This is a genomic window from Nonomuraea terrae (assembly GCF_044465245.1).
Classification (GTDB): domain Bacteria; phylum Actinomycetota; class Actinomycetes; order Streptosporangiales; family Streptosporangiaceae; genus Nonomuraea; species Nonomuraea terrae.
The window spans coordinates 833,632-855,023 of sequence record NZ_JBITLL010000003.1 but is presented as its reverse complement, the minus strand read 5'-3'; the positions used below and the strand labels follow the sequence as shown (position 1 = coordinate 855,023).

Annotated in this window: 13 protein-coding genes; 7 read left to right on the top strand and 6 right to left on the bottom strand. The window is 74.0% G+C overall.

What is annotated here, in order from left to right:
• Positions 1-2: 2 nt before the first annotated feature.
• The 4 genes from ACIBP6_RS16390 to ACIBP6_RS16375 are packed head-to-tail and all read right to left on the bottom strand — an operon-like array spanning position 3 to position 5,403.
• Positions 3-1,190 (bottom strand): erythromycin esterase family protein, encoded by a 1,188-nt coding sequence (locus ACIBP6_RS16390; RefSeq protein ID WP_397052866.1) that lies wholly within the window; start codon positions 1,188-1,190, stop codon positions 3-5.
• Positions 1,180-2,454, bottom strand: coding sequence for a M20/M25/M40 family metallo-hydrolase (locus tag ACIBP6_RS16385; protein ID WP_111184836.1), 1,275 nt, complete (start codon positions 2,452-2,454; stop codon positions 1,180-1,182). Before ACIBP6_RS16385 ends, ACIBP6_RS16390 begins: the two co-directional genes overlap by 11 nt.
• Positions 2,451-4,310: a dipeptidyl-peptidase 5 gene (locus ACIBP6_RS16380; protein WP_397052865.1), complete on the bottom strand. Its 1,860-nt coding sequence runs from the start codon at positions 4,308-4,310 to the stop codon at positions 2,451-2,453. Before ACIBP6_RS16380 ends, ACIBP6_RS16385 begins: the two co-directional genes overlap by 4 nt.
• A gap of 4 nt (positions 4,311-4,314) precedes the next feature.
• Positions 4,315-5,403, bottom strand: a complete 1,089-nt coding sequence (locus ACIBP6_RS16375; RefSeq protein WP_397052863.1) for a C39 family peptidase — start codon at positions 5,401-5,403, stop codon at positions 4,315-4,317.
• Positions 5,404-5,486: 83 nt separating this feature from the next.
• Here ACIBP6_RS16375 and ACIBP6_RS16370 point away from each other — a divergent pair, with 83 nt between their 5' ends.
• Together ACIBP6_RS16370 and ACIBP6_RS16365 are read left to right on the top strand one after the other, a co-directional pair.
• Positions 5,487-6,818 carry an SWIM zinc finger family protein gene (locus tag ACIBP6_RS16370; protein ID WP_397052861.1) on the top strand — a complete coding sequence of 444 codons (1,332 nt, stop codon included), beginning with the start codon at positions 5,487-5,489 and terminating at the stop codon, positions 6,816-6,818.
• Entirely contained in the window at positions 6,815-10,111 is a 3,297-nt protein-coding gene (locus ACIBP6_RS16365) for a DUF6493 family protein (protein ID WP_397052859.1), read from the top strand. The genes ACIBP6_RS16370 and ACIBP6_RS16365 overlap by 4 nt, the downstream gene beginning before the upstream one ends.
• 145 nt (positions 10,112-10,256) lie before the next feature.
• Here the strand turns inward: ACIBP6_RS16365 and ACIBP6_RS16360 are convergent, their stop codons facing one another.
• Positions 10,257-11,366 carry a DUF5925 domain-containing protein gene (locus tag ACIBP6_RS16360; RefSeq protein WP_397052857.1) on the bottom strand — a complete coding sequence of 370 codons (1,110 nt, stop codon included), beginning with the start codon at positions 11,364-11,366 and terminating at the stop codon, positions 10,257-10,259.
• A gap of 171 nt (positions 11,367-11,537) precedes the next feature.
• Here ACIBP6_RS16360 and ACIBP6_RS16355 point away from each other — a divergent pair, with 171 nt between their 5' ends.
• The 5 genes from ACIBP6_RS16355 to scpA all read left to right on the top strand — a co-directional run bounded on the left by ACIBP6_RS16355 (position 11,538) and on the right by scpA (position 18,950).
• Positions 11,538-13,403: a CASTOR/POLLUX-related putative ion channel gene (locus ACIBP6_RS16355; protein WP_397052855.1), complete on the top strand. Its 1,866-nt coding sequence runs from the start codon at positions 11,538-11,540 to the stop codon at positions 13,401-13,403.
• A 35-nt stretch (positions 13,404-13,438) separates the two neighbouring features.
• Positions 13,439-14,377: an S-methyl-5-thioribose-1-phosphate isomerase gene (gene mtnA, locus ACIBP6_RS16350; RefSeq protein ID WP_132622466.1), complete on the top strand. Its 939-nt coding sequence runs from the start codon at positions 13,439-13,441 to the stop codon at positions 14,375-14,377.
• A gap of 74 nt (positions 14,378-14,451) precedes the next feature.
• On the top strand, positions 14,452-14,988 hold the full coding sequence (locus tag ACIBP6_RS16345; protein WP_397052853.1) for a peptidoglycan recognition family protein: 537 nt from the start codon (positions 14,452-14,454) through the stop codon (positions 14,986-14,988).
• A gap of 78 nt (positions 14,989-15,066) precedes the next feature.
• Positions 15,067-16,806, top strand: a complete 1,740-nt coding sequence (locus tag ACIBP6_RS16340) for a methylmalonyl-CoA mutase family protein (RefSeq protein WP_397052851.1) — start codon at positions 15,067-15,069, stop codon at positions 16,804-16,806.
• On the top strand, positions 16,803-18,950 hold the full coding sequence (gene scpA, locus ACIBP6_RS16335; RefSeq protein WP_397052849.1) for a methylmalonyl-CoA mutase: 2,148 nt from the start codon (positions 16,803-16,805) through the stop codon (positions 18,948-18,950). Before ACIBP6_RS16340 ends, scpA begins: the two co-directional genes overlap by 4 nt.
• Here the strand turns inward: scpA and ACIBP6_RS16330 are convergent.
• Positions 18,944-21,376 (bottom strand): serine/threonine-protein kinase, encoded by a 2,433-nt coding sequence (locus ACIBP6_RS16330; protein WP_397052847.1) that lies wholly within the window; start codon positions 21,374-21,376, stop codon positions 18,944-18,946. The genes scpA and ACIBP6_RS16330 overlap by 7 nt on opposite strands.
• Positions 21,377-21,392: the final 16 nt, after the last annotated feature.

Below are 21,392 nucleotides of genomic sequence, written 5' to 3'. Positions count from 1 at the left end.
GGTCACCGGTCGAGCGGGGTGGAGGCGGTGACCTGCTGGAGGAAGGCGAGGCCGTCGTACTGCTCGGCCGGCACGGTCGGCATGAAGGCGAACTTCGCGGTGAGCCGGCCGGCCGCCGCGCCGAAGGCGCGCATGTGGCTGGTCGCCGCCAGCCAGCCGGCCACGGATTCCGGGCGCTCCCCGCCGCGCAGGTCGATCACGTGGTCGCCGGGATGGGCCGCGGCCAGGCGCGCCTCCACCACGCGCGGCGCGCCGGCCAGGGGGACGCGGAAACGCGCGGGCCTTCGGCGGCGTACCATCCGGCCGAACCGCATGCGGTGCGCGCGGAACACGCCCTTCCCGAACGTCGCCCCGAGCGCGTAGTACGCCGCGCCGTGGTCGCGCGCCAGGTGCAGGCCCATCGAGGGAACGGTGCCGCCGCTGTAGCGGCCCTTCATGATGTGCCCGTTGTGCGCCCACAGCGCGATCTTGGCGCCCGGCTCGGCCATGAGCAGGTTCACGTTCTCGGCCATGTGCCGGTCGCGGGCCACGCCGAGCGTCCGCAGGGGATCGGCGTGCCGGTACGGCCTGCTCGCCATGTCGGCGAACTGCCGCACGATCCTGGCGTGCTCGCGCGCCTCGGCGGGACCGTGCGCGGCCACGTACTCCTCCAGCCGTCGCGCGTCCGCCTCGGCCTGCCGGTCCAGCGGCTCCCACCGGGGCCGCGGCGTCGTGTGGACGAGACCGTCGAGCGGGTCGAGCAGTTCGGCGGCGTCCTCGCCCAGGCAGGCGCGCAACGCGCGCAGCGCCGCTCCCGGGTGCTGCGGGTCGACGCCGGTGAACCGTACGGGACGCGCGGCGGTGCGGTTGTGCTCGCGCAGCCGTTCGATCACGGTCAGCATCTCGGCGGTGTTCAGCGTCCAGAAGCCCAGCCCCGCCAGCGCCTCGCGTGGGTCGCCGGTCCCGCCGGTCACGTAGGCGTCCACGGCCCGCGCCGCCGCGGCGCTGGCCTCGATCGCCAGCATGGTGAAGCCCAGCTCCTTGATCAGGAACTCGGTGAGCCGCCACCTGAGCGAGAAGAACTCCGCGCTGCCGTGGGTGGACTCGCCCAGCCCGACCAGCGTCACCCCGTCGAGCACGTCCTTCAGCGGCTCCAGCCGGCCGAGCGGGATCGCCCGCCCGGCCAGCCACGCCGTCACGTCATCCGGCATGCGCGGTGAACAGACGGGTCAGGACGCGGGTGCCGAACTCCAGGCCCTCCACCGGGACGCGTTCGTCCTTGCCGTGGAACATGCCGAAGTAGTCGAGGTCCGGCCGCAGCATGAGGGGCGTGAATCCGTACCCCTGGATGCCGATGCGGGCGAACGACTTGGCGTCCGTGCCCCCGGCCAGCACGTACGGCACCGGCCGCGCCCCCGGGTCCTCGGCCACCAGCGTGCCCGCCAGCTCGTCGAAGAACGCCGACGGGTACGGCGCCGCCGGCGCCTCCTCCAGGTTGACGAACTCCCGGGTGATCTTCGGCCCGAGCAGTTCGTCGATCGTCTCCAGGAACTCCTCCTGCAGCCCCGGCAGGTAACGCCCGTCCACGTGCGCCTCGGCTGTCGAGGGCACCACGTTCACCTTGTAACCGGCCTCCAGCATCGTCGGGTTGGCCGAGTTGCGGATCTGGCCGCGGAACAGACCGCCGAGCGCGCCGAGCCGGGCCGCCTCCTCGTCCAGCCGGTCGAGGTCGATCGGCTGCCCGGTGATCTCCGACAGGCTCCGGAGCAGCGCCGCGACCGACGGCGTCAGCCGTACCGGCCACTCGTACGAGGCCACCCGCGACAGCGCGTGCGCCAGCGTCGCGACCGGGTTGTCCACCGCCGGGCGCGACCCGTGGCCGGCCACGCCGTGCGCGGTCACCTTCATCCACGAGGTGCCGCGCTCGCCCACCGCGATCGGGTACACCCGGTGCTCGCCCGAGGCGACGCTGAACCCGCCGGACTCGCTGATCGCCTCGGTGACGCCGTCGAACAGCTCCCGGTGCTCGGTCACCGCGTGCCGCGAGCCGTAGTCGCCGGTCGCCTCCTCGTCGGCCAGGAACGCCAGCACCAGGTCACGCCTGGGCCGCTCGCCGCGCGCCGCCATGCCGAGCACGGTCGCGAGGGTCATCGCGCACGCGCCCTTCATGTCGACCGCGCCGCGCCCGTGCACGCAGCCGTCCTCGATCTCGCCGGAGAACGGGTGCGTGCGCCACTCGGCCGGGTCGGCGGGCACCACGTCGAGGTGGCCGTGCACGAGCAGCGCGTCGGGGGAGTCGCCGTCGATCCTGGCCACCACGGTGGTCCGCTTCGGCGCCGATTCGAACACCACCGGCTCCAGCCCGGCGTCGGCCAGCAGCGTGGCGACGTACTCGGCGGCCGGGCGTTCCCCGGAGCCCGGGTTGGTGGTGTCGAACCTGATCAGATCCGAGCAGATCTCGGCAACGCTCTTCACGATCTTCCCTTCAGGGTCAGCGGCGGCACCTCGGGTGTCTCCAGGTCGAAGATCAGCCCGTAGAAGGCCAGCTCGGCCTCCAGCGTCGCCACGATGGTCTCTTCCCTGCGCCAGCCGTGCTGCTCGCCGGGGTAGGTGAGCAGGGCCCACGGCCTGCCGTGCTTGTCCAGCTCGCCGACGAACCGCTCGGCCTGGCCGACGTCCACGATCGCGTCCTCCAGACCGTGCAGCATCAGGCACGGGCCGGACGCGCGGGAGGCGTTCAGCAGCGGCGAGCGCTCGGTGTAACGTTCCCGCGTCTCCGGCAGCGGGCCGACCAGGCCGTCCAGGTAGCGCGACTCGAAGTCGTGCGTCTCGGCCGCCCAGCTCTCCGGGTCGGTGATCGCGTAGTGCGCGACGCCGCCCGCGAACACGTCGCTGTGCACGAGCGCCGCCACCGTCGTCCAGCCGCCCGCGCTGCCGCCGCGGATCGCGATCTTCGCGGCGTCGGCCAGGCCCCGCTCGACCAGTCCGCGCGCCACCTTGGCGCAGTCCTGCACGTCCACCACGCCCCACTGGTGGCGCAGCCGCTCCCGGTACGCGCGCCCGTAGCCGGTGGAGCCGCCGTAGTTGACCACGGCCACGCCGATGCCCCTGCTGGTGAAGTACGCGATCTCCAGGTCGAGCACGATCGGCAGGTTCCCCGTGGGCCCGCCGTGCACGAAGATCACGTACGGTCCGGGGCCGCGGGCGTCCAGCGGTGGGTACAGGTGCGCGTGCACGCCCTCGATCGTCACGGCCTCTGGCGTGGGCAGCAGGGCGCGCTCCGGCAGCGGCTTGCGCGCCGACACCGCCTCGTGCGCGCCGTCGCCGAGGTCCACGAGCGTCACCTCCAGCGGCGTGTACGGCGTGCCCTTCACCGCCGCGACCCTGCCGCCGGCCACGGAGACGGTCGAGGCCCAGAAGGTGGCGTCGCCGCCGACCTCGCGCAGGTCGCCCGTCCCCGGGTCCAGTACGCCCAGGCGGCGGTGGTCGGGGGTGCCGTACACGACCGCCAGCCGGCCGTCGGCGGCCACCGCGAGGCAGGTCAGGCCCGGCTTCCAGGCCGCGGCGCCGAACTCCGCCGCCATCGGGGTGAGGTTGCGGGCGGGGGAGCCGTCCAGCGGGACGAGGTGCACGTTCCACCAGCCGGTGGGGTCGGTCACCGCGTACAGGCTCCTCTCGTCGCGCCACTCGGCCTGCACGACCGACTCCTGCGGGCCGCCGGCGACCACCTCGTACGGGCCCGCCGTCCCTTCCGAGGTCAGCGGGGCCACGCACAGTTCGGTGCCGTCCCAGGGCATGTTCGGATGGTCCCAGCCGATCCAAGCCACATTTCGCCCGTCGGGCGAAATTCTGGGATTCATCAGGAAATGGTGGGCTTTGGTGATGGCCCTGACCGGGCCGCCGTCCAGCGGCACCGCCACCAGGTCCCGCACGTCGTCGATCTCCCTGACCGCCCAGACCTCGCCGCGGCCCGGCGGCAGGTACAGGTCGCCGTACCGGGCTGGGCCCTGCGGGGTCAGCGGCTCGGGCGCGCCGCCCGGTCCCAGGCGGTACAGGCGCTGGTCGGCCCAGTTCGTGAAGACCAGGCCGCCGTCCGGCAGCGGACGCCAGGAACGGCCGCCGTACTCGATGAGACGGTTGCGCGCGTTCCACCCGGCGGGCAGCGCGTCCACCCGGGAACCGTCCGGCAGGCGGCGCACCACGCAGCGCCTGCCGCCCTCGTGGGGACGGGGCTCGTCCCACCAGACCTCGACGCCGGCGGGCGTCTCCACCGCCTCCACCCACTGGGGGCCGCCGTCGGTACGGGCCACGTCGATCGGTCGAATGCTCATGAACTCACCAATTGCCATTGCTACAAGGAGGAAGAGGAACTTCGGGAGGGTGGATGACGTACGCGATGCCGCCGCTGCCCGAACTCCTGAGCCACACGTGCTCGAACGCCGCCCGCGGGTAGACCCGGCGGACCTCGGCGTCGCGCGGCGCGGCGGGGTCGTTGACGACGACGTCGCCCTCGGCCGTGAAGCCGGTGACGACGAGAAGGTGGCCGCTGGTGGAGTAGCACGAGCCGGGCAGTTCGGCCGCCTTGAACGACTGCGACGTGATCACCGGGATCCCGGCCCGTACGAAGCACTCCAGCTCCGCCGCCGAACGCAGCCGCGTGACGAACCCCGCCAGCCCGTACCGGCCCGCGTAGGCGACGCCGAACGGCCAGTTGCCGGTGCCCTGGTAGCTCGTGTCGTACGTGCCCGCCGCCGCGTGGTCCACCGCCGGCGCCGGGTCGCCGTCGCCCACCCAGGCCAGCTCCCCTGCGGACGGTCCGCGTCCCCAGAACCCCAGCACCATCGCCACCGAGGCGGGGCCGCACCAGTTGGCGCCGCCGCCGTCGTAGCGCGGATGGTGCCCGGCGTGCGCGTGCTGCGCGTGCCGCGGCACCGGCAGCTCCACCGCGGGACCCGGCGTGAACGGCGCCGGCTCCGGCGGATGCGGCGGCAGCGCCGAGGCCATCACGCCCAGCCCGGTCACCCGCGCGCCGGCGCCGTGCCAGGCCACCCGCACCTGGTAGGCGGTCACCGGCCGCCGTGCCACGAACGTGTCCACCGCCACGTCGCCGTCCCCGTCCCCCTGTCCCGGCACCGAGGTGCGCGGGTCGCCGTGCTCGGACCAGCGGCCCATCACGTACCACTTGGTCAGGCCGCCCGAGGCGGTCCTGGCGCGCAACGCGATCTCGATCCAGGAGCCGGGCGCGGTGCGCGCGGTCCAGGACGGCACGACCTGGGTGGCCGCGAAACCGATGGGGTGCTCCTCGCCGGTCCACTCGCCATCCCCGTTCCTTCCGGGCCCGTTGATCAGGGGCCCGGTGATCTCGGGCACGGCGAAGCGGGTGAAGGCGACGCGGGCCAGATCGACGGTGAGCACCAGCCACATTGTGGTTTTGTACCCCGTGTCGCACATCGGATGGTTTACGTACCGGCGTGATTGTGTCGGTGATCATCTCTATGGTTCGGGGCATGACTCAAGCCGTTCAGGCGTACTCGTACGCCGGTTCCTCGACGCTCGCCGGCGGCAGGCTCGGCCTCTCGACCTCCGGTGGCACGGCGTTATCCGGCCCCCAGACGCATCCCAGGTTCTTCAGCGGCCTGCTCACCCACGCGGCGCCGGCCGCCGCCGGGCTGCTCGCCGTGGCCGACGTGGCGCTCACCCGCTACCACAAGCCCCGGCCCGGCTGGACCCGCGACCCGGTGGTGACCTGCGACGGCGAACGCCTCAGGTTCGAGTCGTTCTCGGCGTGCGGCGGCGTCTACGCCCGCCTCGACGTGACCGGGCTCGACGGCGACGTCCTCGACCGCGGCACCACCAACGTCGACGTCAACGGGCCGCTGCGCGAGTCGCTGGCCAGGGTCGGCGGGAGCGACCCGCTTCACTTGGGCGTCGGGCCCGACGATCTGACCGTCACCACGCTCGACGGCGCGGTGGTCGAGAAGAAGGTGCCGCTGCCGTCGCGGTGGCTGCGCGGGTTCGCCGAGGTGCAGGTGATCGCCGCCGGCTGGGACCTGCGGGCCGAGCTGGCCGGGCCGCACGCCGTACGGTTCCTGCGCTCCCTGCCGCGCGGCGCCCGCGCCACCGTCTGGGCCGTCCCGGCGGGCCGCGACCTGCGCGTCTCCACGAGCCCCGCGCCGGGCGGGGTCTGCCTGTCGGGCGCGGGCCGGGTGGCCACGCTCATGCCGCTGCTCAGGTTCGCCAAGGCGCTGCGCGTGTACGGGCCCGCCGACGGGTCCTCCACGGCGAGCGCGTGGGAGGTGGAGCTGCCCGGCATGCGCTACACGCTGGCCCTGTCGCCCGAGCCGTGGCGCGGCTTCTCGGGCGAGGGCGCCGTCCTCGACGACCTGGCCACCGACGAGGCCGCGGGCGACGCCGACGTGGTCGGCATGCTGCTCAACTTCGAGCCCACCGTCGAGCTGGGGCTGCTCGCCGACCGCTCAGGGCTGCCCCTGGATCGGGTCCGCGCCGCGCTCACCCAGCTCGGCACGGCCGGCCGCGTCGGCTACGACCTGCACGACGCCGGCCACTTCCACCGCGAGCTGCCCTACGACAAGGAGCAGGTGGCCGAGCTCAACCCGCGCCTCACGGCCGCCAGGGCACTGGCCGAGTCCGGCGCCGTGCGACTGCTGTCAGGCGACGAGGCCGAGGTGACGACACCCGGCGGGGTCCGCCGGGTGCGCATCGCCGAGGGCGTCTGCACCTGCCCCTGGTGGTTCGACCACCGGGGCTCCCGCGGGCCGTGCAAGCACGTCCTGGCGGCCCGCGTCCGCGCCCGCACGCCCGCGGAGGCGACCCTGTGACCACCCACCCCCCCATCGGCCCCTCACCCTCGGTTCCCGCTGAGGCGGTGACGTCCGCGCCGCTTCCGCCTGCGGCGTCGGCGCAGGTCGCGGAGCACGCGCCGGTGCCGCTCTCGGCGTTGGTCTCCGGCGAGGCCGTGCTGCCGGGACAGGGCGCCGTTGAGGCGGTCACGACTGTCATGTCCGTCACGCCGGTCGAGGGGCCGGGTGCCGGGCCGGAGACGGCGGGGGAGAGCTCGGCGTGGGAGGCGGTGGTGGCCGCGGTCGACAGCGGCGACCCCGAGCAGGTGGCCGCGTGCGTGCTCGCCCTTGACGACCGGGCCCGCCGCGAGGTGGCGGCGCTGCTGCCCGGTCACATCTCCGTGGCGCAGAGCCGCGCCGTGGCCAGGCGCGTCAAGCGCGAGGACCGGCACCGGCTGTCGAACGAGGCGGCCTGGCGGCGGCACGTCGCCCGCGCGGGCCGCGTCGTCCACGAGTACGAGCGCTACCAGTGGGACGCCCCCTGGAGCGCCGTCCGGCAGCCCATGCCCGACGAGAGCTGGGCCGGCCCGCTCCGGGTGGCCGGGGCGGGCGTCATCGGCGGCGCCGCGGCCGTGCTGGCCTGGCTCAACCGCCGTGACCTCGAACAGCCCTGGAACGAGCCCGACGCCGACCATGTGGTCGAACGCGTCCTGGCCGAGCGCCCGCCCGCGTGGCAGGCCGATTTCGCCGTCCGCGCCGCGCTGCGGCTGAGACCCGTCCCGCGCGGCAGCCGCCGTGCCGTCTCGGGGGCCCGGCTCGCGCTGGCCATGCTGCGCCGCAGCGGCGCCACCCCGCCCGAGCACGACCCGCTCGTGCCGGCCTGGGCGGCCGTCGCACCCACCGCCGCGGCCCTGCGCGACGATCCGCTGCTCGGCCACCTGCTGCCCCGGTTGTTCGAGGCGGAGGGCGTCGGCGCCGTCCTGCGCGACGAACCGGCCGGCGAGCCGCCGCCCGCCTCCTGGCTGGCCGCGCTCACGGAGCTGGAACGCACCGGCCGGATCGGCCGCGACCAGCTGCTCGACGGTTGCCTGCGGCGTTTCCTGCGCGGCGGCGCCGCCCCCGACCTGCGCTTCTTCGTACGCCTGCACGAGCTGCTCGGCCCGTCCCCCGACGAGGTGCGCGCGCGGTGCCGCGACTACCTGCGGCTGCTGCCCGCCGCGCCAGGACCGGTGGCCGAGATGGCGCTCCGGCACGTCCGACGCCTCGGCGACCTCGATCCCGCCGACCGTGCGGAGGCCATCCGGGCGCTGCTGCTCAGGAGCGAGCGCAAGCTGGTGACCGCCGGGCTCGCCTGGCTCGACCAGGTGGCCCGCGACCCGGCCGCCGACCTCGACGCGCTGGCCCCGGCCTTGGCGTACGCGTTCGCCTGCGGGTCGTCCGACGTGCAGGGGCGGGCGGTGCGGACGGCGGTCAAGCACGCCAAGCGGTTCACGGCCGTGGGCGCCGAGGCCGTCAGGGACGCGGTCGGCGTCCTGCCGCCGGAGCTCGGCGAGACCCTGGTGGCGTTGTTCGGCGGGGAGCCGGCCGAGGCGGATGCCGACGGGTTCACGCCCGTGCCGCTGCCGCGGCCCCGCGGGTCAGGGCCGTTCGCCGCACCCGTGGCCGCCGTCAGGGACCTGGGCGACCGCCCCGGCGGTTCCTCGTGGGAAGCCGCGGAACGCTGGCTCGCCGGCATCGTGCGGCTGCACGCGGAAACCCCCGACGCGCTCGCCGCCCGCCTGGCGAGCGAGCCCATGAGCCCGCAGCCGCCCGCCGGTCCGTGGACGCACGTCGAGCGCTGGTCCGAAGAGATCGCCCGCCTGATCGTCACCCGTGCGGGGCTCGACCCCAGGACCCGCGGCACCGCGCCGATCCGAGCACGAGGCTCCGGAGGCCCGGCGGCCGGAGCCGCCCACCGGTTACGCGGACTCGGCGCGCACCAGAACCGACCGGATGAGCCGGCGGATCCGTCAGGTGGCGGCGAGAGCCCCCCGGACGGGCCGGCGGGTTCGTCGGGCGGCGACGGGAGCCGGCCGGATGGGCCGGCGGGTTCGTCAGGTGGCGACGGGAGCCGGCCGGGTGGGCCGGCCGGTTCGTCGGGCGGAGCTACGAGTCGGCTGGGCGACCTGGTGTGGCCCGTGGCCGGAGCCGCGGGACGACCAGAGCGACTCGCGGGTCCGGCAGAGGCCGGCGCGCCGGCCGGGACGCCGGTCGAGGCCGGGCGGCATGGCGAGTCGCGGTTGCCCGCGGACGTGCCCGCCCCGCACCTGTTCCTGCTGCGGCGGTGGGCCGAGGTGTACGACGCGATCGAGGCGGAGGCGCTCCCGCCGCGCCTGCTGGCCGAGCCCACCGCCGACACCGGTCACCTGGACGCCGCCGAGCTGGTGGATCGGCTGGCCGGGTACGAGCGCGACGGGATCGACGCCCTGCCCGCCGACCTGCAGCAAGCGCTGCTGCGGCTGCCCCGCGCGATCCCGCCGGATGTCGCGGAGCGGGCCGCGCGGCTGACCTCCGAGGCGGGCCGGGCGGTCGCGTCCTGGATGAGCGGCCGACGGCCGGAGGCGGTCACCTCCGAGATCGCCTGGAGGTTCGACGCCGGCGGGACGCTCCGCCTGGTGCCCCGGGTCCAGGTCACGGCGCCGTCCGGGCTGCCGCTGGTGGACGCCCTGCTCGCCGACCCCGGCGAACACCCTCGGGAGGACTCCGGCGGCACCCTGCGGTGGTGGCCGTACGTGATGCCGTCCGACCGCGAGGTCGTCGCCGCCCACCTCGTCCCGCACCTGGCCGACCTGTGGGAGCCGGGCGGCGTCGAGTCCTCCGCGGCGTGGGCGCTGGCGCGGACCGGCGGGCCCGCGGGGGAGGCCGTCGGGCTCGTGCACGCCTACGTCGTCGGCGAACGGGCGTGGCGCACGCCGGAGGAGCGGGCGCGCGTCGTGGTGGAGGGGGCCGCGCGGGGAGACCTCGGCGCCGAGGCGCTGGGGCGCCAGCTCGCGCTCCTCGTTCACCTCACCTGGCTCAAGCCGGGGCCGGTGTTCGAGGCCCTGGAGACCGCGGCGTCGCTCGGGGCGCACCGGGAGGTGTGGCGGATCATGACGGGGTTCCTGCCCGCCTTCCTGCCGGGTCCGGACAAGCGGCCGACCACCCGGCACGCCCAGGCCCTCGCCTTCGCCGTACGCGCCGCGCAGCGGGCCGGAGCACGGGGCGCCCTGCCCTGCGTCACGGAGATCGCCGAACGCCGGGCCTCAAGCACCTTCGTCCGCCACGCCCGCCGCCTGCACACCTACCTCACCTGACCCCACGCCGTCCCCGAGGCGGACACCTCGGGGACGGCGTGGCGCCGAGCGGGACGCGGCGCAGAAGAAGGCACGCCATGCCTGCTCCCGGACCCCCGGCGGGCATGGCGAAACCCTGCTCCCGGGTGGGGGCAGGGCGGGCGGGTCAGAGGTAGAGTCCGGTGGAGTCGTCGGCGGGGGGCGGGGTGAGGTCGGCGCCGGCGCGGAGGGCGTACAACTGGGCCAGGGTCGCGCCCGACGGGCCGATGCCTTCGGAGGAGCCCAGCCACGCGACGGCCTCCTCCTTGCTCAGCGGCCCCACCTCCAGCTGCGCCAGGCAGCGGCCCGGGCGGACCACGGCGGGGTGCAGGCGGGTGAGGTCCTCGTTGGTGGTGATCGCCACCAGGACGTCACGCCCTTGGCCGAGCAGACCGTCGGTGAGGTTGAGCAGGCGCGAGAGCCCCTGCCCCGCCTGCGCCTTCGCCCCCGCGCTGATCAGCTCGTCACAGTCCTCCAGCACGAGCAGCCGCCAGCGCTGCGCCTCCTCGTCGGTGTCGTACCCGACGGCCACCTCCATGAGATAGCCGGGCTCGTTGAACAGCCGCTCCGGATCGAGCACGCAGTCGACCTGGCACCAGTCCTTCCACTGCTTGGCCAGCGAGCGCAGCAGCGTCGTCTTGCCGGTGCCCGGCTGGCCGTGCAGCAGGATGAGCCGGCCGTTCACGTCGGCCGGGGTGATCGACATCAGCCGGTCGAGCGTGGGGCGGACCTTGGCCGAGTAGTTCTTGCTGATCTCCGTCCAGGGCTGCGCCGTGATCGGCTTCTCCGAACGGGTGCCGCCGTGCGTCCCGCGCCACCAGAAGCCCATCTCCACGTGGTCGACGTCGGGCGCGGCCTCCTCGGCCCCCGCGATGCTCTCCGCCAGCACCGACCTGGCGAGGTCGTCGCTGATCGCCGTCACGCTGACGGTCGCGGTGCGGTTGCGGTGGCGTACGACCCGGAGCGTCCAGCCGTCACCCGCGATGAGCCGCGACTCCGAGCCGTCCTGGATCCGCGCGGCCCGCAGCAGGCGCCCCTCGGCGGGGCTGAGCGTGGCCTCGGGGCGTACGCGCTCCAGATTGGCCAGGCGTGACCATGGCTGGGCCCCCGTGGCGAACGGCGACAACGCCAGCGCGTCGATGACGTCGACGGCCGAGTCGGTGTCGTCGAGCCAGATGTTCATCGGGACCCCGGAGGAGTCGGAACTCGTGGACGGCACCTCCCTCATCACAGACATGAAGCTCATGATCTCCTCCACGTGGTCGGATGTCGAAGCATTTGACGGAAAAAGTGCGTCATCCCGCAATCCGTACGGACCGCTTTGATCCTTTGTCGCTACGGGCGACAAGATCGACCGGTACCTTGTGTCGTCGGGTCAAATCACTCCTTACGCGGAGGTATCGGGGAAGTGTCGAAGGTCACGTTCCGTGAGAGGGTGCGGTACTGGTTCGACAACACCATGTCGAAGGGCACGACCTCGTTGATCGGTTGGCTGGCCGTGGTCTCCGTGGCGCTGATCGCGGTCACCGCCGCGCTCACGCTGTGGCTGGCGCCGGGCGAGCCCGACGGCGTGAGCCACGCGGGCGAGGTGTTGTGGATCTCGCTCATGCACGCGCTCACCCCGAGCAAGGTGGCCAGCGACAAGGGCTCCGTCGCGTACATGACCGTGATGTTCGCCGGGTCGCTCGGCGGCATCTTCATCGTGAGCATGCTCGTCGGCCTGCTGTCCAACGGGCTCAAGCAGAAGGTGGACCGCCTGCGCCGGGGCCGCTCCCGGATCGTCGAGTCGGGGCACACGGTGGTGCTCGGCTGGTCCGATCAGGTGTTCACGATCGTCGGCGAGCTGGTCAAGGCGCACGCCAGCCGGAAGGGCTCGGTGATCGCCGTCCTGGCCGACCGCGACAAGCTCGAGATGGAGGAGGCCATCCGCGAGCACGTCGGCCTCGGCAGGACCCGCCTGGTGTGCCGCACCGGACGGCCGACCGAGCCGCACGACCTCGCCCTGATGAACCTCGCCGAGGCCAACTCGGTGGTCGTGCTCTCCCCGGAGGGCGAGGACCCCGACGCCCACGTGATCAAGATCCTGCTCGCCCTGGCCAAGCGCCAGGGCCCGCACCCGCCCGTGGTCGCGGCGCTCACCTCCAGCCGCAACATCGCCGCCGCCCGCCTGGCCGGCGGCCCCGACGTGCACCTGGTCGACTCCGACGACACGGCCTCCCGTCTGATCGTGCAGTCCTCGCGCCAGTCCGGCATGTCCGTGGTCTGCATGGACCTGCTCAACTTCGACGGCGGCGAGATCTACATGCGCACCCCGAAGAAGCTTATCGGCGTCACCTACGGGGAGGCCCTGCACGGCTACCAGACCGCCTGCGTGATCGGCCTGCGGCGGCCGTCGGGCGTCGTGCTCAACCCGCCCATGGACACCGTCATCGACGCCGATGACCAGGTCATCGTCATCGCCCACGACGACTCCCACGTACGCCTGGCCGCCGGCAAGCCGTCGGTGGACGAGCCGGCCATCGTCATCCCCCAGGCGCCCGCGGCCCGCGAGCCCGAGCGCATGCTCCTGCTCAACTGGAACGGCCGCGCCGAGCAGATCGTCCGCCACCTCGACGGCTACGTCACCCACGGCGCGGTCCTGGAGATCGCCGCCGACCACCCCAAGGCCGGCACGGACCTCGCCGGCCTGAAGAACCTCACCGTGAACGTCAAGGACTGCGACACCACCGACAGGTTCGCGCTGGAGTCGCTCGGCGTCGGCCTCTTCCAGCACGTCATCGTGCTGTCCGACGACCGCTTCGACCCCCATCACTCCGACACCCGCACCCTCATGACGCTGCTGCAGCTGCGCGACATGCAGCGCACGCTCGGCGAGCACTACTCGATCGTCAGCGAGATGCACGACGAGAACAACCGGGCCCTGGCCGAGGTCACCGAGGCCGACGACATCGTCATCAGCGACACCGTCATCGGCCTGCTGCTGGCCCAGCTCGCCGAGAACCGGCACCTGGCGGACGTGTTCGGCTACCTCTTCGACTCGCGCGGCTCGGAGATCTACCCGCGCCCCGCCGGCGACTACGTCAAGACGGACACGAAGGTGACGTTCTCCACGATCGTGGAGTCGGCGCGGCGCCGGGGCGAGACCGCCATCGGCTACCGCGACGCCGCGGGCCGCAACGAGCCGCCGCACTACGGCATCGTCCTCAATTCCGACAAGTCCGAGACCATCGTGCTGGGGGAGAAGGACTCCGTCATCGTCCTCGCGGAGCGCTGAGTGGCTTCTCCTTCCGCCGGGGTTACCGTTTGCCTGTGAGAACCATCGACTGGGTCGACGGCGCCATCGAGCTCGTGGACCAGACGTTGCTCCCCGACAAGTGCCTGGTGCTGCGCATCCATACCGTGCACGAGCTCGTGGACGCCATCCGGCGGCTGGCCGTGCGCGGCGCGCCCGCGCTCGGCGTGGCCGGCGCGCTCGGCGTCGTCCTCGCCGACGGCGACCCCGCGCAGATCGCCGAGCTGCGCTCCGCCCGCCCCACCGCGGTCAACCTCGCCTGGGGCGTCGACCAGGCCGTCGCCCACCTGCACGAAGGCCGCGAGGCGGTGCTCGCCGCCGCGCTGCGCGTCCGCGACGACGACATCGCCGCCTGCCGGGCCATGGGCGAGCGCGGGGCCGACCTGCTCGAAGGCGACCGGCTGCGCATCATGACCGTGTGCAACAGCGGCGGCCTGGCCGCCGTCGAACGCGGCACCGCGCTCGGCGTCGTCCAGACGCTCCACGAGCGCGGGCGGCTGGCCGAGGTGCTCGTGCTGGAGACCCGGCCGCTGCTGCAGGGCGCCCGGCTCACCACCTGGGAGCTGGCCAGGATGGAGGCGCCGCACCGGCTCATCGCCGACTCCGCGGGCCCGTACCTGCTGGCCAAGGGGGAGGTGGACGCCGTGCTCATCGGTGCCGACCGCATCGCCGCCAACGGCGACACCGCCAACAAGATCGGCTCGTACGCGCTCGCCCTCGGCGCCGAACGCGCCGGGGTGCCGTTCGTCGTGGTCGCCCCCGAGTCCACGATCGACTCGCGCACGCCGACCGGCGACCACATCGAGATCGAGGACCGCGGCGCCGACGAGATCGTCGCCGTCCGGGGTGTCCGCCTGGCCCCCGAGGGCACCCGGGCGCTCAACCCGGCCTTCGACGTGACCCCGCACGACCTCATCACCGCGATCGTCACCGAAAGGCGCGTGATCCGGCCGTAGAGCAAATCCGCGATACACGAGTCCGTTCCGCGTTCGCCACGTTACGCTCAGTGGTCACACAGCGACTCTCGGAGATGACCGTGGCCCTTGACCTGGTGTTGCGGCGCGACTGGAAGGCTCGCGCGCCCCGCGGCGACTACACACAGCTCGACTCTGAATCCGCCAGAGGAGTAAAGGTCCACTACACCGGCGGCCGGGTCGACCCCATGATCGTCACCGACCACGGCGGATGCGTCGACCTCGTACGCGCGATCCAGGCGTACCACATGGAGCGCAACGGCTGGATCGACCTGGGCTACTCGTTCGTGGTGTGTCCCCATCAGAAGGTGTTCGAGGGGCGGGGGCTGCACCGGCTGCCCGCCGCCAACGGCCCCGGTCTCAACGTCGGCCACTACGCCGTGCTCGGGCTGGTGGGCGAGTCCGGCCTGGTCCAGCCGCCCGACGGGATCCTGCACGGCATCCTGGACACGATCGCCTACATCCGCGAGGAGGGCTTCGCGGGCAAGGAGATCAAGGGCCACCGCGACGGGTACGCGACCGAGTGCCCCGGCGCCCACCTCTACGCCTGGATCCGCAACGGAGCCTCCCGCCCGGGCGTTCCGGTGCGGTGACGAACCGCGGCGATCCTGCCCCGGACCACGCAAGCCCGGGGTTAGTGGCTCGGCGACATACCGCCTAGTATCCGAATCATGGAACTGGCAGCGGGGTTCGCGTCGACATCACGCGACGACTGGCGGGCGCTGGCGCTGGAGGTCCTGCGCAAGTCGGGCGTCGAGGCCGGCTCGCCGGAGGAGGCGCTGTCGCGCACGACCTACGACGGGTTGACCGTCGCGCCGCTCTACGACCTCGACGACCTGCCCGGCGACCCGGGCGCGCCCGGAGCGCCGCCCTACGTGCGCGGGTCCCGCGCCGCCGCCGGATGGGACGTCCGGCAGCGGCACGCCGTGCCCGACCCCGAGGCGGTGCCGGCCGACCTGGAGAACGGCGTCACCTCGCTGTGGCTGGTCGTCGGCGACGACGCGATCCCGGTGGACGCGCTCGCCACGGTGCTGAAGGACGTCTACCTCGACCTGGCCCCCGTCGTCCTGGAGGCCGGCCGGCTGACCGAGAGGGCCGCCGACGCGCTGCTCGGGCTGGCCGCCGCCCGCGGCGTCGCGCCGACCGGCAACCTGGGAGCCTCCAGCGCGTACGGGCCCGCCGCGGCGGAGCTGGCCGTGCGCTGCGCCGCGGACTTCCCCGGCCTGCGCGCCGTCACCGTCGACGCGACGCCGTACCACGACGCGGGGGGCGGCGACGTCGAGGAGCTCGGCTGCTCGATCGCGCGTGGCGTGGCCGAGCTGCGGGCGCTCACCGGCGCCGGGCTCTCCGCCGAGCAGGCGCTCGGTCAGATCGACTTCCGCTACGCCGCCACCGCCGACCAGTTCGCCACCATCGCCAAGCTGCGCGCCGCCCGCCGCCTGTGGGCCCGGGTCGCCGAGGTGTGCGGCGCCCCCGAGGCCGGCGGGCAGCGGCAGCACGCCGTCACCAGCTCGGCCATGATGACCGCCCGCGACCCGTGGGTGAACATGCTGCGCACCACCGTCGCCTGCTTCGCCGCGGGGGTGGGCGGGGCCGACGCGGTCACCGTGCAGCCGTTCGACGCCTGCCTCGGGCTGCCCGACGACTTCTCCCGCCGCATCGCCCGCAACACCCAGTCGCTGCTGCTGGAGGAGTCGTCGCTCGGCCGCGTGATCGACCCCGCCGGCGGCTCCTGGTACGTCGAGCGCCGCACCGCCGACCTCGCCGAGGCCGCCTGGGCCTGGTTCCAGGAGATCGAGGCCGCCGGGGGCATCGACGCGGCCGCCGGCCTGGTGTCCGAGCGCATCGCCGCCACCCGGGCCCGCCGCGAGGCCGACGTCGCCCGCCGCCGCCTGCCCATCACGGGCGTCAGCGAGTTCCCCGACCTGCACGAGAAGCCGGTGCACCGGCGCCCCGCCCCCGTGCCGGAGGAGGGCGGCCTGCCCCGGGTGCGCTACGCGGAGCCGTACGAGCGGCTGCGCGACCTGGCCGACGCCCTGCCCGAGCGGCCCACCGTGTTCCTGGCCACCATCGGGCCCCTGGCCGCCTACACCGCGCGCGCCGCGTTCGCCGCGAACCTGTTCCAGGCGGGCGGCCTGGCCACCGAGACCGCGGGGCCGGGCACCGATCCCGAGCAGATCGCCACCGCCTTCGCGGTCAGCGGCTCGCCCGTCGCCTGCCTGTGCTCCACCGACCGGCTGTACGAGCAGCACGCCGCCGCCGTGGCCGCCGCCCTGCGCAAGGCGGGCGCGAGGAGGGTGTGGCTGGCCGGCAGGGGGCATTACGACGGGGTGGACGGCAATCTCCACGCCGGCTGCGACGCGCTGGCCGTGCTCCGCGAGACCTTCGACGACCTGGAGGTGGCCCGATGATCCCCGACTTCTCCGGCATCCCGCTGGGCGACGGGCCGGCCGACGTGGGCCCGGCGCCACGGCCGGAGGCCGAGGTGTGGGAGACACCCGAGGGCATCGGGGTCAAACCCCTCTACACGGCCGCCGACCTGGAGGGGCTCGACTTCCTGCGCACGTACCCGGGGGCCGCCCCGTTCCTGCGGGGCCCGTACCCGACGATGTACGTCAACCAGCCGTGGACCATCCGCCAGTACGCGGGCTTCTCCACGGCCGAGGACTCCAACGCGTTCTACCGCCGCAACCTGGCCGCCGGGCAGAAGGGGCTGTCGGTGGCCTTCGACCTGGCCACCCACCGGGGCTACGACTCCGATCACCCGCGGGTGGCGGGCGACGTCGGCATGGCGGGGGTGGCGATCGACTCGATCTACGACATGCGGCAGCTGTTCGACGGCATTCCGCTCGACCGCATGTCGGTGTCGATGACCATGAACGGCGCCGTGCTGCCGGTGCTCGCGATGTACATCGTGGCGGCCGAGGAGCAGGGTGTCGCGCCGGAGCAGCTCGCGGGGACCATCCAGAACGACATCCTCAAGGAGTTCATGGTCCGCAATACCTACATTTATCCGCCGACGCCGTCAATGCGCATCATTTCGGATATCTTCGCTTATACCAGCGAAAAGATGCCGAAATTCAACTCCATCAGCATTTCTGGTTACCACATTCAGGAAGCCGGGGCGACCTGCGACCTGGAGCTGGCGTACACGCTGGCCGACGGCGTCGAATACCTGCGCGCCGGCATGGCCGCGGGCCTCGACCTCGACCGGTTCGCGCCGCGCCTGTCGTTCTTCTGGTGCATCGGCATGAACTTCTTCATGGAGGTCGCCAAGCTGCGCGCGGCGCGCCTGCTGTGGGCCAGGCTCGTCTCCGGGTTCGGCGCGAAGAACCCCAAATCGCTGAGCCTGCGTACGCACAGCCAGACCTCCGGCTGGTCGCTCACCGCGCAGGACGTGTTCAACAACGTGGTCCGCACCTGCGTCGAGGCCATGGCCGCGACCCAGGGCCACACCCAGTCGCTGCACACCAACGCCCTCGACGAGGCCCTCGCCCTGCCGACCGACTTCTCGGCCCGCATCGCCCGCAACACCCAGCTGCTGCTGCAGCAGGAGTCCGGCACCACGCACGTGATCGACCCCTGGGGCGGCTCCTACTACGTCGAGCGGCTCACCCACGACCTCGCCGAACGCGCCTGGGCCCACATCCAGGAGGTCGAGGCGGCCGGCGGCATGGCCAAGGCCATCGAGGCCGGGCTGCCCAAGCTGCGCATCGAGGAGGCAGCCGCCCGCACCCAGGCGCGCATCGACTCCGGCCGCCAGCCGGTGATCGGGGTGAACAAGTACCGCGCCGGCGCCGACGAGACCATCGAGGTGCTCAAGGTCGACAACAGCGCCGTACGCGCCCGGCAGCTCGACAAGCTCGCCCGGCTCAGGGCCGAACGCGACGGCGAGGCCGTGCGGCGCGCCCTTGACGCGCTCACCAAGGCCGCCGGTCACCCCGCGCCCGGCCTGGAGCACAACCTGCTCAAGCTGGCCGTGGACGCCGCCCGCGCCAAGGCCACCGTAGGGGAGATCTCCGACGCGCTGGAACGCGTGTTCGGCCGGCACACCGGGCAGGTGCGTACGATCACGGGCGTGTACCGCGACGAGTCAGGCCCGGCCGAGAACATCGAACGCGCCCGCCGGGCGTGCGCCGAGTTCGAGCGCGCCGAGGGCCGCCGGCCGCGCATCCTGGTGGCCAAGATGGGTCAGGACGGCCACGACCGCGGCCAGAAGGTGATCGCCACCGCCTTCGCCGACCTGGGCTTCGACGTCGACGTCGGCCCGCTGTTCCAGACGCCGGAGGAGGTGGCCCGGCAGGCGGTCGAGGCCGACGTGCACATCGTGGGCGTCTCGTCGCTGGCCGCCGGTCACCTGACCCTGGTGCCCGCGCTGCGCCAGGCCCTCGCCGACCTCGACGCCGGCGACATCATGATCGTGGTCGGCGGCGTCATCCCGCCCGGCGACCACGACGAGCTGCGCGCCGCGGGCGCCGCCGCCATCTTCCCGCCCGGCACGGTGATCGCCGACGCCGCCCTCGACCTGCTGGAGCAGCTCAGGGGCCGTCAGTAGGCCGCCTGTTCGCACATCGTGACCGTGACCGTCCGCTGGAGGGCCACGGGGGAGGTGATCCGCAGCGTGACGCTGTGGGCGCCGCCCGTGCTCCTCAGCGGGCGGGGCGCGGCGAGGAGACGGCGGCCGTTCTCGCCGATGACCGCCGACGAGCGGGCGACGTCGGCGCCGTCGATGACCCAGGTGTAGTCGAAGCTCGTCGCCTCGCCGGTCCGCCGTACCAGGGCGCGCAGGGTGACCTCGCCGCCGGACCAGCAGACGCCGTCCCTGGTGCCGGCGGGGCGCACCTGGGCGATGGCGAACCCGCCGAGCGCGCCGGCCGGGGTGTCCCCGCCGGTCGCGTCGGTGGAGACCGCGCTGGGCCTGCCGTCCGTCCGAGGGCTCGGCGGGGCCGTACGCGTGCCGGTTCGTGGGGGAGTGGTCCCCGGGGGCGCCGTGGGAGCGTCGGTGACGACGGCGAGCTTCGCGGTCATCGAGGTCGGCGTCGTCGGGGTGAGCCACAGGATCGCACCGCCCAAGGCGACCACGCACAGGCCGGCGAGCACCGCGACCAGCGCCGTCTTGACCCGCCGCCCGCGCCCCTCACCGCGGTTCCCGGCGCCGCCCTCGGCCCGGCCGTCCACGTCGCCGCCCTGCGGCGGTCCGTCACCGCCGGACAGGCCGCCCTCGTGGTATGCGCCGTCGTGGTACAGGCCGTCGCGATAAGACGGCCCGTCACCGCCGTGCACGCCGTCGTCGCCCGACACGGCGCCATTTCGCGGCGAGCCGCCGGCGGGGCGCGCGCTCACGTCGGCGTCGTGTTCCACCGCGGTCCCGTGCCCGTCATCCCGCCACCCGGGCGCAGGCACGTCCCGCGCTCCCGCCCCCGCCGGGGAACCCACTGACGCGGCGGGCGCCGTCGAGTGTTCCACCCCGGACATCACCGGATCGGCGAAACCCGGCGGCGCGCTGAACTCCGGCGGCTCGGGTGTCCTGGCCGCGGACCTGTGAGGCGGCGGTCCGTCCGGCCGGCCGGACCCGGCCCCCGGCGCTTCGACGGCGGAGGAGAGGTCGAAGAGCGCCTGAAGCGTCGAGGCGGTCTCCTCCTCACCGTTGTGCGCCGCGTTGTGCACCGCCGCCCCGGTGTGCGGCCAAGGCGGGTCGTCGAGGGGCGGGAAGACGGGTTCCGCCCCGGTGTACGGTGCCGCCCCGGTGTGCGGTGCCGAGCCGGTGTGCGGCCCGAGGGCCGCGGCGGTCCGGGGACCGTTGCCGGGCGTCGTACGCGTCGAGGTGCGTCGCGGGAGGCCCGCCTCCGCCGCGGACGCCGAGGAGCGGTGCGGCAGGGGCCGCTCCGCGGTTGCGGCGCCGAGCACGCCCGCCGGCGCCGCGGGGCCGCGTACGCCCGGGTGGGCCGGGCCGGTGGTCGGGCCGGTGGTGGGAGCCGACTCGGCGGTCGGGCCGACGGTGGGGACCGGCTCGGCGGTGATGGGCGGTTCGGTGATCTGGACCGGGTTGGTGGGCTGGCCGGCGCTGGGCGCCGGCGTGTGTTCCGCGCTCAGGACGGAGGTCTCCTCGGCGGCGCGGGTGGGGTCGGCGGGGGCGGGAGGGTCCCAGGCGCGGTCGGGGGTGTGTTCCCAGTCGAACGCGGACGGGGGAGCGGGACGCGGCGGGGGAGCCGACACACGGCGCAGCACCTCGCGCATCCCGGGCCGGGCCGCCGGGTCCTTGGCGAGGCAGGCGGCCACGACCTCGCGCAGCGCGCGCGGCAGGTCGCCGAGGCGCGGCTCCTCGTGCAGGATGCGGTGGATCACGGCGGGCAGCGCGTCGTCGCCGAAGGGCGGCACCCCGGTCGCCGCGAACACCAGCACCGACGCCCACGAGAACACGTCCGCCGGCGCCTCCGCCGCCTTCCCGGACAGCCGTTCGGGCGCCATGTACGCGGGTGTGCCCACGATGCTGCTGGTCGCCTTCATGCCCGACCCCAGAGCACCGGCGAGGCCGAAGTCCACCACCCGCGGCCCGTCCGGCCCGAGCAGCACGTTCGAGGGCGTGAGGTCGCCGTGCACGACGCCGGCCCGGTGGATCGCGTCCAGCGCGGTCGCCGTCCCCACGGCCAGCTCCCGCAGCTCCGGCCCGCCCAGCGGCCCCTCCTGCTGCAGCGACGGCCCGTCCACGTACTCGGAGACGATGTACGGCCGCCCGCCCGTCGAGGCGTCCAGCACCCGCGCGAGGCAGTACGGCTCCACCCGGCTCGCCGCGGCGATGTCCGCGGCCAGCCGGTCACCCGCGGCGAGCCCCTCGTGCAGCACCTTGACCGCGACGGGTGTCCCGGTGTGCGCGCGGCCGAGGTAGACGACCCCGTGCCCGCCCGCACCGAGGCGCCCGGCCAGCCGGTACGGCCCCACCGCCGCCGGATCGCCCTCGCGCAGGGGTTCGACATTGGGCATGAGGGGAGTGACTCCT

Bases quoted from the DNA above. Each gene is read 5' to 3' on its own strand.
- ACIBP6_RS16390 (WP_397052866.1), bottom strand. From the start codon at position 1,190: ATGCCGGATGACGTGACGGCGTGGCTGGCCGGGCGGGCGATCCCGCTC.
- ACIBP6_RS16380 (WP_397052865.1), bottom strand. From the start codon at position 4,310: ATGAGCATTCGACCGATCGACGTGGCCCGTACCGACGGCGGCCCCCAG.
- ACIBP6_RS16375 (WP_397052863.1), bottom strand. From the start codon at position 5,403: ATGTGGCTGGTGCTCACCGTCGATCTGGCCCGCGTCGCCTTCACCCGC.
- ACIBP6_RS16370 (WP_397052861.1), top strand. From the start codon at position 5,487: ATGACTCAAGCCGTTCAGGCGTACTCGTACGCCGGTTCCTCGACGCTC.
- ACIBP6_RS16360 (WP_397052857.1), bottom strand. From the start codon at position 11,366: ATGTCTGTGATGAGGGAGGTGCCGTCCACGAGTTCCGACTCCTCCGGG.
- ACIBP6_RS16345 (WP_397052853.1), top strand. From the start codon at position 14,452: ATGACCGTGGCCCTTGACCTGGTGTTGCGGCGCGACTGGAAGGCTCGC.
- ACIBP6_RS16340 (WP_397052851.1), top strand. From the start codon at position 15,067: ATGGAACTGGCAGCGGGGTTCGCGTCGACATCACGCGACGACTGGCGG.
- scpA (WP_397052849.1), top strand. From the start codon at position 16,803: ATGATCCCCGACTTCTCCGGCATCCCGCTGGGCGACGGGCCGGCCGAC.
- ACIBP6_RS16330 (WP_397052847.1), bottom strand. From the start codon at position 21,376: ATGCCCAATGTCGAACCCCTGCGCGAGGGCGATCCGGCGGCGGTGGGG.